14 protein-coding genes are annotated in these 16489 nt (G+C 53.0%); 9 read left to right on the top strand and 5 right to left on the bottom strand.

Annotation, left to right across the window (positions count from 1 at the left end; translation table 11 throughout):
* Positions 1-318 precede the first annotated feature (318 nt).
* Positions 319-2016 carry a sensor histidine kinase gene (locus HVZ37_RS15575; protein ID WP_090049569.1) on the top strand — a complete coding sequence of 566 codons (1698 nt, stop codon included), beginning with the start codon at positions 319-321 and terminating at the stop codon, positions 2014-2016.
* Positions 2017-2030: 14 nt separating this feature from the next.
* The gene (locus HVZ37_RS15580; RefSeq protein ID WP_042999940.1) at positions 2031-2765 is read left to right on the top strand and encodes a LytTR family DNA-binding domain-containing protein; all 735 of its coding nucleotides are present in this window, start codon (positions 2031-2033) and stop codon (positions 2763-2765) included.
* A 38-nt stretch (positions 2766-2803) separates the two neighbouring features.
* On the opposite strand, the gene HVZ37_RS15585 is transcribed toward HVZ37_RS15580, so the two are convergent.
* The gene (locus tag HVZ37_RS15585) at positions 2804-3286 is read right to left on the bottom strand and encodes a cold shock domain-containing protein (protein ID WP_181627703.1); all 483 of its coding nucleotides are present in this window, start codon (positions 3284-3286) and stop codon (positions 2804-2806) included.
* Positions 3287-3475: 189 nt separating this feature from the next.
* Here HVZ37_RS15585 and HVZ37_RS15590 point away from each other — a divergent pair, with 189 nt between their 5' ends.
* Entirely contained in the window at positions 3476-4189 is a 714-nt protein-coding gene (locus HVZ37_RS15590; RefSeq protein WP_181627704.1) for an RluA family pseudouridine synthase, read from the top strand.
* A 7-nt stretch (positions 4190-4196) separates the two neighbouring features.
* Here the strand turns inward: HVZ37_RS15590 and HVZ37_RS15595 are convergent, their stop codons facing one another.
* The gene (locus HVZ37_RS15595; protein WP_042999937.1) at positions 4197-4736 is read right to left on the bottom strand and encodes a DUF2058 domain-containing protein; all 540 of its coding nucleotides are present in this window, start codon (positions 4734-4736) and stop codon (positions 4197-4199) included.
* 205 nt (positions 4737-4941) lie between these two features.
* Complete coding sequence (gene glk / locus HVZ37_RS15600) at positions 4942-5907, bottom strand: glucokinase (RefSeq protein ID WP_042999936.1); 966 nt, start codon at positions 5905-5907, stop codon at positions 4942-4944.
* A gap of 204 nt (positions 5908-6111) precedes the next feature.
* Between glk and HVZ37_RS15605 the strand changes: the two genes are divergently transcribed.
* Positions 6112-7347 carry an ion channel protein gene (locus HVZ37_RS15605; protein WP_044258412.1) on the top strand — a complete coding sequence of 412 codons (1236 nt, stop codon included), beginning with the start codon at positions 6112-6114 and terminating at the stop codon, positions 7345-7347.
* On the opposite strand, the gene HVZ37_RS15610 is transcribed toward HVZ37_RS15605, so the two are convergent.
* Positions 7348-9003, bottom strand: a complete 1656-nt coding sequence (locus HVZ37_RS15610; protein WP_042999933.1) for a thiamine pyrophosphate-binding protein — start codon at positions 9001-9003, stop codon at positions 7348-7350.
* 181 nt (positions 9004-9184) lie between these two features.
* Here HVZ37_RS15610 and mgrA point away from each other — a divergent pair, with 181 nt between their 5' ends.
* The 5 genes from mgrA to nagA all read left to right on the top strand — a co-directional run bounded on the left by mgrA (position 9185) and on the right by nagA (position 14898).
* The gene (gene mgrA / locus HVZ37_RS15615; RefSeq protein ID WP_044267779.1) at positions 9185-10195 is read left to right on the top strand and encodes an L-glyceraldehyde 3-phosphate reductase; all 1011 of its coding nucleotides are present in this window, start codon (positions 9185-9187) and stop codon (positions 10193-10195) included.
* Positions 10196-10309: 114 nt separating this feature from the next.
* On the top strand, positions 10310-10639 hold the full coding sequence (gene ypeC, locus HVZ37_RS15620; protein ID WP_042999931.1) for a DUF2502 domain-containing protein YpeC: 330 nt from the start codon (positions 10310-10312) through the stop codon (positions 10637-10639).
* 126 nt (positions 10640-10765) lie between these two features.
* Positions 10766-12325 carry a PTS transporter subunit EIIC gene (locus tag HVZ37_RS15625; RefSeq protein WP_042999930.1) on the top strand — a complete coding sequence of 520 codons (1560 nt, stop codon included), beginning with the start codon at positions 10766-10768 and terminating at the stop codon, positions 12323-12325.
* 16 nt (positions 12326-12341) lie between these two features.
* Positions 12342-13694 (top strand): adenylosuccinate lyase family protein, encoded by a 1353-nt coding sequence (locus HVZ37_RS15630; protein WP_181627705.1) that lies wholly within the window; start codon positions 12342-12344, stop codon positions 13692-13694.
* Entirely contained in the window at positions 13687-14898 is a 1212-nt protein-coding gene (gene nagA / locus HVZ37_RS15635) for an N-acetylglucosamine-6-phosphate deacetylase (protein ID WP_181627706.1), read from the top strand. Before HVZ37_RS15630 ends, nagA begins: the two co-directional genes overlap by 8 nt.
* Here nagA and HVZ37_RS15640 read toward each other — a convergent pair.
* Positions 14891-16438, bottom strand: coding sequence for a hypothetical protein (locus HVZ37_RS15640; RefSeq protein WP_054175929.1), 1548 nt, complete (start codon positions 16436-16438; stop codon positions 14891-14893). The genes nagA and HVZ37_RS15640 overlap by 8 nt on opposite strands.
* Positions 16439-16489: the final 51 nt, after the last annotated feature.

Genomic DNA, 16489 nt, shown 5'->3' on the forward strand with positions numbered 1-16489 from the left:
AATAGCCTGATTAAAATCCTTCTGTCGAGAGGGAAAGGAAAATATTTTTTCGTTCACCAAATGAGGAATAACAATTTTAAAAGGGGAAATAACAGGTTTTCGACACCGCTCAATATTACCTTCCAGTAACATTTTGTTGCCATGATGATAACCATGAAAGCGGGCGTTTTATGAGATGTATTGTAAATACACCAATCAACCATCAATCCCCTTTTAAAATTATGGTTTTTCCTCATTAGCCGCAAGATCTCAGCAGGCTGGTCATCCACCCTGAGGTTACCTATCATAGGGCTTTAATCCTTTGGCAAGAGTCCCCCCGTGCACGAAATATTTACCATGCTGCTGGCCGTGTTTGACCGCGCAGCGCTGATGCTATTTTGCCTGTTCTTTCTCATCCGCATCCGCCTGTTTCGCGAGCTGCTGCATAAGTCTGCCCATACGCCAAAGGAATTGCTTGCTGTCACCGCGATTTTTTCGATGTTCGCGTTGTTCAGTACCTGGTCTGGTGTACCGGTAGAAGGATCGCTGGTGAACGTACGGATCATTGCCGTAATGTCCGGCGGCATCCTGTTTGGTCCGTGGGTCGGCATTATTACGGGGGTGATCGCAGGAACGCACCGTTACCTGATCGACATTGGCGGCGTGACGGCAATCCCCTGCTTTATTACCAGTATTCTGGCGGGCTGCCTCGCGGGCTGGATTAACCGCAGGATCCCCAAAGCCCAACACTGGCGCGCCGGGATTTTAGGCGGCATGCTTTGCGAAACGCTGACGATGATCCTGGTGGTCCTCTGGGCGCCAACCACTGAACTGGGGCTGGATATTGTCTCGAAAATCGGTATTCCGATGATCCTCGGTAGCGTCTGTATCGGGTTTATCGTGCTGCTGGTTCAGAGCGTTGAGGGGGAAAAAGAAGCGAGCGCCGCGCGGCAAGCCAAGCTGGCGCTGGATATCGCCAATAAAACCCTGCCCCTGTTTCGCAAGGTCAACAGTGAATCGCTGCGCCAGATCTGCGACATCATTCGTCACGATATCCACGCCGATGCGGTCGCCATTACCAATACCCAGCATGTGCTGGCCTACGTCGGCGTCGGGGAAGCAAATTACCGCAACCACGATGACTTCGTCAGTCCGACCACTCAGCAGGCGATCAATCACGGTGAAATCATTATTAAAAATAATGATGAAGCGCACCGCACGCCGGAGATCCACTCCATGCTGGTCATTCCATTATGGGAAAAAGGCGTGGTGACCGGTACGCTAAAAATTTACTATTGTCACGCCCATCAAATCACCTCATCATTGCAGGAGATGGCGGTGGGTCTGTCGCAAATTATCTCAACCCAGCTCGAAGTCTCCCGCACCGAGCAATTGCGGGAAATGGCAAATAAGGCAGAGCTACGTGCGCTGCAAAGCAAAATTAATCCTCATTTCCTGTTTAACGCCCTGAACGCGATTTCGTCATCGATTCGACTTAATCCGGACACTGCCCGTCAGCTCATTTTTAATTTGTCGCGTTATCTGCGCTATAACATTGAGTTAAAGGACGACGAGCAGATCGACATCAAAAAAGAGCTGTATCAAATCAAGGATTACATTGCCATTGAACAGGCCCGTTTTGGCGACAAGCTGACCGTGATTTATGATATTGATGAAGAGGTCAACTGCTCCATTCCCAGCCTGTTGATACAACCGTTAGTGGAGAACGCCATCGTCCACGGCATTCAGCCCTGCAAAGGGAAAGGCGTGGTAACGATTAGCGTCGCCGAGTGCGGCAACCGGGTGCGCATTGCGGTAAGGGACACCGGCCACGGTATCGATCCGAAAGTGATCGAGCGCGTGGAGTCCAACGAAATGCCGGGCAATAAAATTGGCCTGCTTAATGTCCATCATCGCGTTAAGCTGTTATTTGGTGAAGGCCTGCATATACGCCGCCTGGAACCAGGCACCGAAATCGCCTTTTATGTCCCCAACCAGCGTTCGGCAACGGCTACGCCCGCCACGTTATTGCTTTAAGCCGGAGTAACACTGTGAAAGTCATCATCGTTGAAGATGAATTCCTCGCCCAACAGGAACTCAGTTGGCTGATTAAAGAACATAGCCAGATGGAGATTGTCGGGACGTTTGACGACGGTCTGGATGTGCTGAAGTTTTTGCAGCATCAGCGCGTTGACGCCATTTTTCTTGATATCAATATTCCGTCTCTGGACGGCGTTCTGCTGGCGCAAAATATCAGCCAGTTCGCCCATAAGCCGTTTATTGTGTTTATTACCGCGTGGAAAGAACATGCGGTTGAAGCGTTCGAACTGGAAGCGTTTGACTATATTCTCAAGCCGTATCAGGAATCGCGAATTGTCGGAATGCTGCAAAAACTGGAGGCGGCCTGGCAGCAGCAACAGTCTGGCGCTGCTGGGGTTGGGCCCGTGGCGCGTGAAAATGACACCATCAATCTAATTAAAGATGAGCGGATCATCGTTACCCCGATCAACGATATCTATTATGCCGAAGCGCATGAGAAAATGACGTTTGTTTATACGCGGCGGGAATCGTACGTGATGCCCATCAACATCACCGAGTTCTGCAACAAACTGCCGCCTTCGCATTTTTTCCGCTGTCACCGCTCGTTCTGCGTCAACCTGAACAAGATTCGCGAGATCGAGCCGTGGTTCAACAATACCTATATTCTGCGGCTCAAGGATCTGGAATTTGAAATTCCCGTAAGCCGCAGTAAGGTGAAAGAATTCCGCCAGTTAATGCATCTGTAGTCGGCTGAACTGTGCTGTTGCGCGGAAGCACAAAAAAATCAAACTTTGAGCATTTTAACCGTGGACTCGATATCAATCTCATCTTCCGAGAAGATTAATGTCGTGCCCTGGAAAGTGGTGATCGCCAGTTTTTTTACCGTGCGCATTTCATCCGGTGTCGCCGTAGTTTTCGGTCGGATGTTGCTCATCAGTAGCCCGACAGAGAGCACTGCATTTTCTTTATCAATCGGCGTGTCGGCCGGGATCTCTTCACTGAATACCACGAAGGACTTAATCGAGGTGAGCTTAAGACGCTCGCCCGCGATATAGATATATTTGCTGTCCGGCACGACCTTCACCGCATACGCAGAAAGACCTTTGTTGTTGGTGGTGGGCTCAAAGGTTACCGCCGCATCTTTCTTGAGAAGCTCAGGGTTGGCAACCTTAATCACATGAAAATAGCGATTATCGCCGTTCTCATCTTTGATAAATCCAAAACCTTTATCTTTAAACCACGTTGTGATTGTTCCGTTCATCGCCATTACCGTCTGGTTAATCCACTCAATTTTTAGCAGCGCGCAGTGTAAAGCACATTGCCTGCGCAGGCCACGTCTTTGCCTTAAGTCTGGATGATTAATTTTAGCGACGCGAGAGAAAGTAAAGCCGCCGTCATTCGCCGGTCGGCGGAAAATGGGTTATCATCCGCACCCACTTTCCCGTCGGGCAGCCTGATGTCTACGATTATTGATACCTTTATTGCCCCACCGTGCAACGACGAGATAGAGACGCTCTATCAGGACGATCACCTGCTGTTGATCAATAAACCCAGCGGGCTGCTCAGTCTTTCAGGGAAAAATCCACAAAATCTCGATTCGGTACACTATCGGCTGGTTCAGCAATATCCTGGCTGCACGCTGGTCCACCGTCTGGATTTCGGCACGTCCGGACTGATGGTCGTGGCGCGTAATAAGGCCGTCAATGCCGCCCTCTGCCACCAGTTCAGCCAGCGCACCGTCAGTAAAGTCTACAGCGCATTGCTCTGCGGCCATCTGAACGCTGACGAAGGAGTGATTGATGCGCCGATAGCCAACGATCCGGCACGGTTCCCGCTGATGTCAATTAGCCCGGTCAATGGCAAACCCGCGCGGTCACGTTATCAGGTCGTCGCACGAATTAACCAACCGCAGGACGACGGAACTATACTGCCGTTGACGCGGGTCCAGCTCACGCCGGAGACCGGACGTACACATCAGCTACGTATTCACTGCCAGCTATTGGGGCACCCTATTCTGGGTTGCGACCTGTATGGCGGTCGCCTGCTGCCCGGTACAGAACAAACCGCACGGCTGATGCTACACGCCAGCGAATTACGCTTTACTCACCCCATTAGCGGGGAGCGCATCAGCGGGGAGCGCATCAACGTGCATCACGCCGCGCCGTTCTGAATACGACTTACCACATCAGATCATCAGGCACTTTAAAATCAGCATACGGATCGTCTTCATCCTGCTCTTCCTGACTCAACGCGCTGTGCAATACGATGCTGGTTGCGTCACGCTGCGCAATTTTATCGGCGACGCTGGCCGGGATAATCGCGTATTCGCTCTCGGCGCTGTTATCGGTAGACAAACGCGCAATCGCCAGACGTCCGTTAATCAACTGCGTCTGGGTCAGTTTATCGACGTAGATTTTCTTGATGAGATTGTTATCGGTGAAGTTAAAGCCAATGTCGCCTTTTGCGACAGTGATACGATTCATTTCAATCAGTTGCTTTACCTGGGCTTTAAATTCTTTCGCCAGCGTCGCCTGCTTTTGCTGCTCACTGAGCAGCTTGTCACGCTCAAGCTGCGCCTTTTTATTCTCTTCAACTGCCTCTCTTGCCTCACGAGCCTGCACGCGTGATTTTTTAGCCGTTCTCTGGACTTTCGCCATTTTTTTGCTGGTTACTAAACCCGCTTTTAGCATCTGCTCTTGTAAGGTAAGTTTCGTCATCTTTGCTTATAAACCTGTGGAATGATGTCTGAGATTATACCTGCAATTTTTGCGACGATACCAGTTGGTGGACGTGGTTTACGGGTCTCGTTATGCTCGGACAGGGTTACGCATGCCGCCTGGTCATAAACTGTGAACCCGTGCGACGCAGAGAGCAGAGACCAAAAAACCGCGTGGGACACGCGGTTTTCCTGTGGAACGAGACTTACAGAATCTGGCCTAACGTCTGGCGCAAATGCGCGCCGGAACCGAGCAGACCGGGGTTATCGTGAACAATCAGATACACCGGAATATCCTGAACGTAGGCCTTAAAGCGACCTTTATCTTCAAAACCGCCACGGAACCCCGAGGCTTTGAAGAACTCCAGGAAGCGCGGCACGATACCACCGGCAATGTAGACGCCGCCAAAGGTGCCCAGCGTTAACGCCAGATCGCCACCAAAGCGCCCCATAATCACACAGAACAGCGACAGCGCGCGGCGACAGTCCGTGCAGCTGTCGGCCAGCGCACGTTCGGTAATATCCTTTGGCTGCAGATTTTCTGGCAGACGTCCGTCAGATTTGACGATTGCACGATACAAATTTACCAGACCCGGACCAGAAAGCACGCGTTCAGCAGAGACGTGACCAATCTCAGCGCGCAGGACCTCCAGGATGATCGCCTCTTCTTCGCTGTTCGGCGCGAAGTCGACATGACCACCCTCGCCCGGCAGACTAACCCAGCGTTTATCAACATGAACCAGATGCGATACCCCCAGACCGGTGCCCGCGCCATACACTGCGATAGGTTTACCTTCAACCGGTTCCGCGCCGCCAAACTGGATCAAATGCTCTTTTTTCAGCATCGGGATCGCCATCGACACCGCAGTGAAATCATTAATGATTTCCAGATGACTGAAACCGAGATTTTTTTTCATCTCCGCAATAGAAAACGCCCAGGTATGGTTGGTCATAGCCACCCAGTCACCCGTAATCGGACAGGCGATCGCGATACAGCCCGCGTCCACTTTCACCTTGTGCTCATCGAGGTAAACACGCACGACAGCTTCCAGACTGGGATAGTCCAGACCGGAATAGGTTTTAGCCTGCGAGATGTCACCACTGTCGATATCACACAGAGCAAGACGAGCGTTGGTGCCGCCGACATCACCTACTAAAGCATACTTTGTCATTCTTCTACTGCTCCGCTAAAGTCAAAATAAGTCTTTGCCACACTGTAAATATACGGGGGCATAACAACAATCTCAGAAAAGCGAGTCCCCTGAAAATATCGATCCAGGTCACACAATAACTTTATCGTTTCAGCACCATTTGCAGCGATGCCATCTGGCTGACGCGGCAAACTGAACGTAAGACACGGTATTAAGGAAAAAAACATGCTCCATCCGCGAGCCAGAACCATGTTGTTATTGTCGATCCCCGCGCTGATTCTGGGGGTTGCATCCAGTTTAGTCCTGATTGTGGTCATGAAGTTTGCTTCCATCTTACAGAGCATACTCTGGCAACGTCTGCCGGGAAGTGTGGGGATTGCCGCCGATTCCCCGCTCTGGATCATGCTCACCCTGACGTTAACCGGGGTTCTGGTGGGGCTGGTGATTCGTTACAGCACCGGGCACGCTGGCCCTGATCCGGCCACCGAACCGCTGATCGGCGCACCCATTTCTCCTGTTGCATTGCCAGGCCTTATCATCGCACTGGTGCTGGGTCTGGCGGGTGGCGTCAGCCTTGGTCCCGAACATCCGATTATGGCCGTTAACATCGCGCTAGCCGTTGCGCTGGGACGTCGGTTTTTCCCACGGATTGGTGCCCTCGACTGGACCATTCTGGCCTCGGCCGGCACCATCGGCGCCCTGTTTGGCACGCCGGTCGCCGCCGCGCTGATTTTCTCGCAAACCCTGAGTGGCTCTAACGATACCCCTTTGTGGGATCGCCTCTTTGCGCCGTTAATGGCGGCGGCAGCAGGTTCGTTGACCACCAGCCTGTTTTTTCACCCGCATTTCTCGCTCCCGATCGCCCATTACACCCAGATGCGCATCGTGGACATTTTCTCCGGAGCCGTGGTGGCGGCGATTGCTATTGCCGCGGGGATGGTGGCGGTCTGGTGCTTACCCCGGCTGCACGCTTTACTGCATCGCCTGAAGAATCCGGTGCTGATCCTCGGCGTTGGAGGTTTCCTGTTAGGGTTACTCGGCGTGATGGGTGGACCACTGACGCTGTTTAAAGGTCTGGATGAAATGCAGCAAATGGCGTTCAGTCAGACGCTCGGCACCACAGATTTTTTTATGCTCGCGGTGATAAAACTCGCTGCGCTGGTCATTGCTGCGGCCAGTGGTTTTCGCGGCGGGCGGATCTTCCCGGCCGTGTTTATCGGCGTGGCATTAGGTTTGATGCTGCACGCCCACGTTGAAGCCGTTCCGGCCGCGATTACCGTCTCCTGCGCTATTCTTGGCCTGGTGCTGGTCGTCACCCGTGACGGCTGGCTTAGCCTGTTTATGGCTGCTGTGGTGGTACCGGATACCACCCTGCTGCCGCTGCTGTGTATTGTGATGCTTCCGGCCTGGCTGTTGCTGGCGGGCAAACCCATGATGGTCGCCAACCGGGAGGACAAATAGTCATCCGCTGTTACGCGACTCCAGCGCCTGGGTGACCTTACGTAATAACACGGGTAAATCGGCTTTTGGCAGCACGACCTCTATCAGCGAGAGCCGTTGTGGACGTGCCAGCCGGGCCAGAACTTCCTCGAGCTGGATGGCCTGAGTCACCCGCCAGCATTCAGCCTGATCCGCAAGGCTGAATGCCCGAGGGATCTGCGTCCAGTTCCAGGAAGCAATATCGTTGTACCGTTGTTTCTCCCCGTGGATAGCTCGCTCGACGGTGTAGCCGTCGTTGTTGAGTACCAGAATTACCGGCGTTTGCCCGTCGCGCAACATGGAGCCGATTTCCTGGATGGTCAGTTGCGCCGCGCCGTCGCCGGTTATCAGGATAACCCGACGCTCAGGCGCCGCCGTTTGCGCGCCAAACGCGGCGGGCAGCGAATAGCCTATCGATCCCCAGAGCGGTTGGACAATCAGTTCCGCCCCCGTAGGCAACAACAGGGACGCGGCCCCAAATGCCGCCGTTCCCTGATCGGCCAGGATCAGATCGCCGGGTGCCAGCGCCTGCTGCACGGTATGCCAGAAGTTCTCCTGGGTCAGTGGACCTCGTTCGATGTGCAGCTGTACGGTCGCAGGTTTAACGGGCGGCGGCGCAATGGAGAGTTCCAGGCATAGCTCACGTAACGTGGTAACCGCCTGCTCCATAGACAGTCCACTAAACCAGATGCCTCCCACCCGCGATGCCTGCGGCTGCACCTCAATTGTGCGTTCCAGCGCCAGTTGCTGGGTGAAGCCAGCCGTTAGCGTATCGACGAATCGGGTACCCACACAAATCGTCGTATCCGCCTCTTCTATCGCCTGACGGACGTCGTCACTGCTGGCCCCCGCGCTATAGGTGCCGACAAATCCCGGCTGTTGTTCATCGAAAAGTCCTTTTCCCATCAACAGCGTGGCGTGGGCCATAGGCGTTTCGGCCATCCAGCGTTGCAGGACCGGTTGTAGACCAAAACGGTGGGCGAGAAAATCGGCCAGCAGCGCCACGCGGGGACTGTTGATCAGCTTTTGTCGGGCATGGTAGCGAAATGCCGTCACCACGCTCCCCTGCGATTCCGGTGCAGAGAGGATCAGTTCCGCTGAAGGAGGCAACGCGGGACGTTTCGCCACATCAGCAGGCAGCATCAGGTAACCCGGGCGATGGGCAGTCAACATCGTACTCAGTACACGGTCAATCTCATGACAGGCGTTTTGCGCATCCAACACAGCGCTGGCCGCACACAGGGACTGGCTCATCCGGTAGAAGTGTTGGAAATCGCCGTCGCCCAGCGTGTGGTGCATCAGTTCTCCCCGACGCTGCGCGCCGCTACATGGGGCGCCAACAATATGCAGAACGGGGACATATTCCGCATAGCTGCCCGCCAGGCCATTCATCGCACTGAGTTCCCCGACCCCAAAGGTAGTCAGCAGCGCTCCGGACCCGGCGACCCTGGCATAACCGTCCGCCGCATAGGCAGCGTTAAGCTCGTTGGCACACCCGACCCAGCGCACATGCGGATGGTCGATCACATGGTCAAGAAACTGCAAATTGTAATCACCCGGCACGCCAAACAGATGCCCGATGCCGCACCCGGCAATTCTGTCGAGCAGGTAATCCGCAACGGTGTAAGGGGTTTGCATGACAGCTTTCCTTCTGACGGTAACCTCATGTTGAGTATTGAAGAAGCGTCGGGGCTGTCCAGAAAGAGGCGGCGATGAGGGTGGAAAGCAGGATTTACAGTCTCCCGAGTGAAAATGTCATTGAAAAATCACCAGTGTAAACGTATACACTGGGGAGCTGAATTCACTGCGAGGGAAGACAATGGTTTACCAGCCTGATGAAAATCGCTATCAGAGAATGGCATTTCGCCGCTGCGGTCAGAGCGGCCTGAAGCTACCCGCCATCTCGCTTGGCCTGTGGCATAACTTCGGCGATACCACCCTGATGGAAAACAGCCGGGCACTGCTTCAGCGCGCATTTGATCTGGGGATTACCCACTTCGACCTCGCCAATAACTACGGTCCCCCGCCGGGTTCAGCGGAACGCAACTTTGGCCGCATCCTGCAGGAAGATTTTTTACCGTGGCGCGATGAGCTCATTATCTCCACCAAAGCGGGATATACCATGTGGGACGGCCCTTACGGCGACTGGGGATCCCGCAAGTATCTGATTGCCAGTCTTGATCAAAGCCTGAAGCGAATGGGGCTGGAGTACGTAGATATTTTCTACCACCACCGTCCCGATCCTGAAACGCCCCTGCGGGAGACAATGCAAGCGCTCGATCACCTCGTACGCCAGGGGAAAGCGCTGTATGTCGGGATTTCCAATTACCCGGCCGATCGCGCTCGTGAAGCTATCGATATCCTCAATGATTTGGGCACGCCATGCCTGATCCATCAGCCTAAATATTCGATGTTTGAACGCTGGGTGGAGGAGGAACTGCTGACGATGTTGCAGGAAAAAGGGGTGGGCAGCATTGCCTTTTCCCCGCTGGCGGGTGGACAGCTCACCGATCGCTATCTGAACGGGATCCCGGCTGATTCCAGAGCGGCAAGCGGAAGCCGTTTTCTGAATGCTGATCAACTTACCGCCGGAAAGCTGGAAACCGTTCGCCAGCTCAATGCACTGGCTGAAAAGCGCGGACAAAAATTATCGCAGATGGCGCTTGCATGGGTACTGCGCGACGATAACATCACCTCGGTCCTGATTGGTGCCAGTAAAACCTCGCAGATTGAGGATGCGGTCGGCATGCTGGCCAATCGTCATTTCACTGACCAGGAATGCGTCGATATCGACAACATTCTGAACAGTAAGCGTGAGCAGCGTTTTTAGCAATTCGTGCTCTCATTCATGATTTAAGAGTTAAGGCGATGAAATGGGGCTTTACGGCCCCGTAATATTACGTTAACAGGCCGACTACGGCTTCGATCGTGAAGGAGATAAAGAATGTTCAGGTCACTGATTCTGGCGGCAGCCCTACTGGCTTTTACACCGCTTGCCGCAAACGCGGGCGAAATCACCCTGTTGCCATCGATAAAATTACAAATTGGCGATCGCGATAATTACGGTAACTACTGGGACGGCGGACACTGGCGTGACCGTGACTACTGGCATCGCAATTATGAATGGCGTAAAAATCGCTGGTGGCGACATGACAATGGCTATCACCGTGGCTGGGATAAGCGTAATGCTTACGAGCGCGGATACCGGGAAGGCTGGCGCGATCGCGACGACCATCGCGGGCGCGGGAAAAAAGGCCACGGTCACCATCATTAAAAAAAAGAGCCTTCGGGCTCTTTTTTATGGTCAAATCTTGCGCTTTTTATCCTGCACCATTTGCCCTTGAGCAAAAATATCCTGAACGTATCTTATCCTCATGAGAATTCACGTCAGGATTAACTTATGAATGCTAATTTTAAGAATGAAATTCAGACATTCGGTCGATCGCTGTTATTGCCGATTGCCGTACTGGCGCCCGTGGGGATGGTCATGGGAATTAGCTCTGCGTTAGGCCAGAGCTATATGATAGAAAAACTCCCGTTTCTCGGGAACGATATATTTAAAGCCATTCTTTCTTCACTGGGATTAATCAGTAGCGTCGTATTCAACAATATCCCGTTATTATTCGCGATGGGTGTGGCGTACGGCATGTCCAAAAAAGAGAAAGGGATTGCGGTTTTTGCCTCCGTGGTGGCCTATCTGACGCTACTTATCGCCATGCATGTTCACCTCAAACTGGCGGGTACACTGGCAAAAGATGAGCTGGCGCTCGTTGGGCAAGGAATGGTACTCGGTATTCAGACGCTGAAAATCGAAGCGCTTGGCGGCATTATTGCCGGGCTACTGGCGGCCAAAGTCACCGACCGGTTTTACCGATTGCAACTTCCTCTCGCCTTTGCTTTTTTCAGCGGTAAGAAATCCGTAGCGATTCTGGCTATCGCCTTTTCGATTCCCGTGGGGTTAATTATCCCTTTTATCTGGGATCTGTTTACTGCCGGTATGCGCGCCATTTCAACCATTATGATGGCTCCTAATATCGGTGCCGGGATTTACATGACGCTCAACCGTCTGTTAATTCCATTTGGTTTACACCATGTCCTGAGTTCTACCGTCCGCTTTACCGCGGCTGGGGGTACCTATCTCATTGACGGACAAACGTACGTCGGCATTTTGCCTGCGATTAATAAGATCCTGTTTGAGCTTGGCCCTTCCCATCCTGCCTGGAAGGAATATATGCCGACGCTCACCAGTTATCTGGCGTCGTCGCAAATGCTCACCACGCTGTTCCGCGTGCCAGCGATTGGGCTGGCGATGTATCACATGGCCTATTTTAAGAATAAGAAATTTGCCAAAGGGATGATTCTGACCGTGGTGCTCACCGCCATGCTGGGGAATATCACCGAACCGCTGGAGTTTTCCTTCCTGTTTATTGCTCCACAGCTCTTTATTGTTTACGCCATACTTTGCGGTTTGCTGACTATTCCACTGCAAATGCTGGACGTGTCCATCGGCTATATTCGCGGCACGATCTTCGACTTCGGTATTTTTGGTCTGATGTATGAACAGACGCACTGGGTAAATTTACTGCTTCTTGGCGCCATTAACTTTGTCGTTTTCTACGCCGTTTTCCGCTTCGCGATCGCTCGCTTTGATATAAAAACGCCGGGACGCGAAAGTGAAACGTCAGACAGTACCTTGCTGAATAATAAAGAGTACGACAAGGTCGCTGAACTGGTTATTCAGGGGCTAGGCGGATCCGACAACATTAAACATGTTGAAAACTGTGTGTCGCGTTTGCGTGTCGATGTAAAGGATCAGAAAAAAATGGACATGACCGTGCTGAAAGAATCGGGATCGCTGGGTACCTTTATTCCCTCCAGCAACCATGTCCACGTGGTCTTTGGCCCACACGTCGAATTTGTCCGCAATGCGGTAGATGACCGCCTTGTCGGCGCGAAATAAGCTTAAGGAGACAGGAATGCGCGCATTGTATGATTCAAAAAGTAAAACCATCGACGATCGGGGAATGAAAACGCTGCTCGCTCAACCTGCGCGGGTCCAGTCCTGGCTGGATGTCGAAGCTGCCCTGGCGCTGTCACAGGCTGAATACGGGATGATTCCCACCCGTGCGGCAGAAAATATTGCCGCCAACTGTCGCGTCGATAAAATCGACCTGACAGAAATGGAACGCCTGCTCCGCGAGATAGGCCACGGCTTTGTCCCGGTGATCAAAGTACTGGTCAAAGCCTGCGACAGCGAAAGCGGGAAGTATGTGCACTATGGCGTCACCACCCAGAATATCCAGCAAACCGCACAGCTTTACCTGGCAAAGCAGTTCGATGACATCATGCAGGGCTTTGTGAACGATATTCTGCGCAACCTGGCGAAAATGGCATCCGATCATCAGGCCACCCTGATGCCAGGTCGCACCCACGGTAAGCATGCCTTACCGGTGACCTGGGGCTATAAAGCTGCCGTATGGATTGACGAACTGTTGAGCGCCCAACAGCGCATGCAGGAAGCAGAAAAACGCGTTTTCACGGTGATGATGGGGGGGGCGGTGGGGGCGTTTCACGCCACTGGCGAAACTGGACGTCGGGTGCAGGATCGCGTCGCACAACGGTTGGGAATGCACTCCATGGCGATCCCTTCGCGTAACTCCCGCGTTTATCGCACGGAATACATCAGCAATTTGTGCCTGCTCGCCACCACGCTGCATAAAATCGCCGAAGAGGTGTATCAGACTTCCAGCGAAGAGTTCGCTGAAGTCTCTGAAGCGTTTACCAAAGGAACGGTTGGCAGCAGCACTATGCCGCAAAAAGTGAACCCCAAACTGGCTAAAGGGATTATCGCCAACGCGCAAAAATTGTATTCCGTGCTCACTTCCTGCCTGTATGTCAGCCCTCGCCCATTTGAAGCAGACAGTTCAGCCTACTTTATCTTCGACGGAAATATTCAGGAAAGCATGGAGTTGATGGCGGAGATCGTGATGCGCGCGGAAGAGTTGACCCGTACGCTGGTGATTAATCCTGAACGTATGCGCCAGAACGTCCACTTAACCCATGGCTTGATCAATAGCGAAAAAATCATGATGCAACTGGTGGAGCGGTTAGGCAAAGACGCGGCGCACGAGCGCGTGTACCAGTTGGCGATGCGCAGCACCCACGAGGGATTGCCCTATGCCGACGTGCTGCGCGCCGACCCCCTGATTCGCCAGCATTTTAGCGATACAGAAATCGATGCCCTGCTCGATCCCGCCCACTACCTCGGTTTGTGTGCGGAGATCGCCGCCGAAACGGCATCGCGCGTATGGGAGAAAGCGGATGTCTGACCCCCTGCTCTCTCTGGCAAGCGACCGAATCATCACACCCGACGGGATACAACGCGGTTATCTGCATATCAAACAGGGACAGATTGTTGGCCTGGATAATTCTCCTCGCGGCCAGGTGGTTGATTACCAACATGCGATGCTGATGCCGGGTTTTGTCGATATCCACGTCCACGGTTGGGGAAGAGGTTCGTTTGCCTGGAAGGGGGAGCGTCACTCTTTACAGGCGATGAGCCGGGATCTGGTCAATGCCGGGGTCACCGCGTGGCTTGCTACGTCCGCCACCCAGCCGGACGCGTTCTTACTGGAGAGTCTGACCACGGCCGCCGACTGGATTGCGCACGCGAAAGCAGAAGACGGGGCTGAAGCCGTCGGCATTCACATGGAAGGACCGTTTATCAATGCCAAATACAGCGGGATGCAGCGCAAGGAGTCTATTCAGCTCCCCAGCATTGAGGGCTTTGAATGCTATCAGCAGGCTGCACGGGGGCATATTCGCTTAATGACGCTGGCGCCAGAGTTGCCGGATGCGCTGCCGCTGATCCGTCATTTGCGCCGGACTGGCGTCACGGTATCCGCAGGGCATACCGACGCGACGTTTGACGAAACCACCCGGGCGATTGAAGCAGGGCTATGCCACTTTACCCACGCCTTCAGCGCCATGCGCGGATTACATCATCGTGAGCCAGGCGTTGTCGGCGCGCTAATGTACCACCAGGACACCTTCGCCGAAGTGGCAAAACAAAGCGGCATCACCCTACGCCCGGAAGTGTTCGATATTCTCTATCGTCTGAAAAAAGATCGTCGTCTGGTCATGGTCAGCGACTGTCTGGGATATGTGGATTTCCCGGAAGGGTTTGAATTTCACCATTACCTGCGTCAGGAGACGTTTCGTATTCGCCATCATCTTCTGGAAATTACCGATCGCCACGGCAATATCCGCACGGTCTCGCCTGATGACTGGGCGGACGTCTGCACACTGGAGATGAGCTTTCTGGATTCAGTGAAAAATGTGGTTGGTCGTCTGGAGAATAGTTGGGTTTCCGTAGCGCAGATTGCCTGCCTGAATCCGGCGATTCTCGCCGGTGTTGAACAGCGTAAGGGCAGCCTGACGCCCGGAAAAGATGCCGATATTCTTGTCCTTGATGAGGCGTTAGATCTTGAAGCCGTCTGGTGTCGCGGCGTCTTACAACCGCTGGCTAAATAAACACATCACCATAATGGCGTTCGAGGAAATCCCTGAGCGCCTCGGGACTCATACCCTGTACCTGCTGAACAAACTGCTCAGCCGGTATTTTTTTGCGCGCGGAGGCAAGTCCCCGCTCACGAAGCAACTGGAAGTCATCCTGCGTTAGCCAGAAGTTAACTTTGACGTAATCCAGTCCGGCATACCGCAAATGGCTTGAGATCTTATTGGTAAAGGTGATCAGCAGATCAAACTCACGTGACTGGAGCTGTTCAATCTCATTGATATTAATACATACCGGGATATCGATATGAAAACGTGAGGACAGGACCTCTTTGAAATACCCGACCTTACTTTCCGAAGAGTTCGTCACAATAATGACCCGCTTTTTCGGCTCACTCACTACCCGGTTTTTAAGCTCATATTTTTTCGTGATCAACACCAGTGTCGCCAGATGAATGGCGGAAAACGTCGTTTGCCAGCCTTTTTCAATCTCGCTCACCGCAGACTGAACGTCGTCCCAGAGTTCAGGGTAACGATTCTGGACGTTATGCAGTTTTTTATCATCAAACCAGAGATGAAATTTATTCTGGATGATGGCGGCATAGATAAAGTGATAAACCTCGGCAAACCAGGCATGCTGATTGTGAATGGTGTTGTTCAGGCTAGCGGCTAAACGTTCACAGGTCCGTTTCACATGCGCCACCAGGCTGGCGTCATATAAGGTGAAAGGGCGATACGTAAACGTCAGCGAAGCAATCAGGAGATCCAGACAGCGGTTTTCCTGCGGATTGGTCATGGCCTCAAAAGGGAACGTCGTCAAAAACGGCGTCGTCGTACTCTCTTTGATTACATGCCCTCGGCGGATACGATGTAACGCGAGGCTCAAATACACCAGCAGGTATTTCCGACCGTTGTAACCCAGCGTGTTAATCGGCCGGATAACGTCTTCATAGCAACGTGCAGCCTGGGTAATCTCCGAAGCACATTCACTCAGAAACTGATCGGCAATCGAACGACTGACGGGCTCATTCGCCTGATGGGCTATCAACTGGTGGTGTTTACCAATCTCAACGGTTTTGAGTATTAACATGCACACCGCCAGGCGCAACGAGAACTCATCGCCGACAAGCCGCGACCCGGTACGTGGGATGCTTTGTACCGTCAGGGCGTGTTCTTGCGCCAGACGCAACATCACGGGATTATCATTTTTGACCGTCCCCGCGCTGACATAAAACTTTTTGTAGTACTCGTTTTTATTCACCACATCATGCAAACAGAGCGCCACGAGGAGATCCCTCACACGCTCTTCCGACGTAGTGATATAGCGATTAAAACGTATACGCGCTAAAAATTGCCGGTATTCGCTATAGCCAATCCGGGTCGTAATAAACTGATTATCCTGATGGAGCTGGACGTCTTCCGGCAAGAGTTCATTGAGCTCTTTCATGGTGCGTTTTAGCGTGGAGAGAGTCTTACCGAAACGCTGAACCGCCTCGTCAATCGACAGCGGGCTGTTATCCTGTAAATACTTCAGGAAAGAGAGATCAAAGTGATTCATGAACGCTCGCCAGTGGATAATGCAAGATGCAGGATAACGGAAATCCAGGAC

It is taken from the genome of Citrobacter sp. RHB35-C17 (genome assembly GCF_013816795.1).
In the GTDB taxonomy this organism is placed as follows: domain Bacteria; phylum Pseudomonadota; class Gammaproteobacteria; order Enterobacterales; family Enterobacteriaceae; genus Citrobacter_A; species Citrobacter_A amalonaticus.

Excerpts from the sequence above, each read along its gene's own strand:
- HVZ37_RS15585 (WP_181627703.1), bottom strand. The coding sequence starts at position 3,286 with ATGGCGATGAACGGAACAATCACAACGTGGTTTAAAGATAAAGGTTTT.
- HVZ37_RS15590 (WP_181627704.1), top strand. The coding sequence starts at position 3,476 with ATGTCTACGATTATTGATACCTTTATTGCCCCACCGTGCAACGACGAG.
- HVZ37_RS15595 (WP_042999937.1), bottom strand. The coding sequence starts at position 4,736 with ATGACGAAACTTACCTTACAAGAGCAGATGCTAAAAGCGGGTTTAGTA.
- glk (WP_042999936.1), bottom strand. The coding sequence starts at position 5,907 with ATGACAAAGTATGCTTTAGTAGGTGATGTCGGCGGCACCAACGCTCGT.
- HVZ37_RS15605 (WP_044258412.1), top strand. The coding sequence starts at position 6,112 with ATGCTCCATCCGCGAGCCAGAACCATGTTGTTATTGTCGATCCCCGCG.
- HVZ37_RS15610 (WP_042999933.1), bottom strand. The coding sequence starts at position 9,003 with ATGCAAACCCCTTACACCGTTGCGGATTACCTGCTCGACAGAATTGCC.
- mgrA (WP_044267779.1), top strand. The coding sequence starts at position 9,185 with ATGGTTTACCAGCCTGATGAAAATCGCTATCAGAGAATGGCATTTCGC.
- ypeC (WP_042999931.1), top strand. The coding sequence starts at position 10,310 with ATGTTCAGGTCACTGATTCTGGCGGCAGCCCTACTGGCTTTTACACCG.
- HVZ37_RS15625 (WP_042999930.1), top strand. The coding sequence starts at position 10,766 with ATGAATGCTAATTTTAAGAATGAAATTCAGACATTCGGTCGATCGCTG.
- HVZ37_RS15630 (WP_181627705.1), top strand. The coding sequence starts at position 12,342 with ATGCGCGCATTGTATGATTCAAAAAGTAAAACCATCGACGATCGGGGA.
- nagA (WP_181627706.1), top strand. The coding sequence starts at position 13,687 with ATGTCTGACCCCCTGCTCTCTCTGGCAAGCGACCGAATCATCACACCC.
- HVZ37_RS15640 (WP_054175929.1), bottom strand. The coding sequence starts at position 16,438 with ATGAATCACTTTGATCTCTCTTTCCTGAAGTATTTACAGGATAACAGC.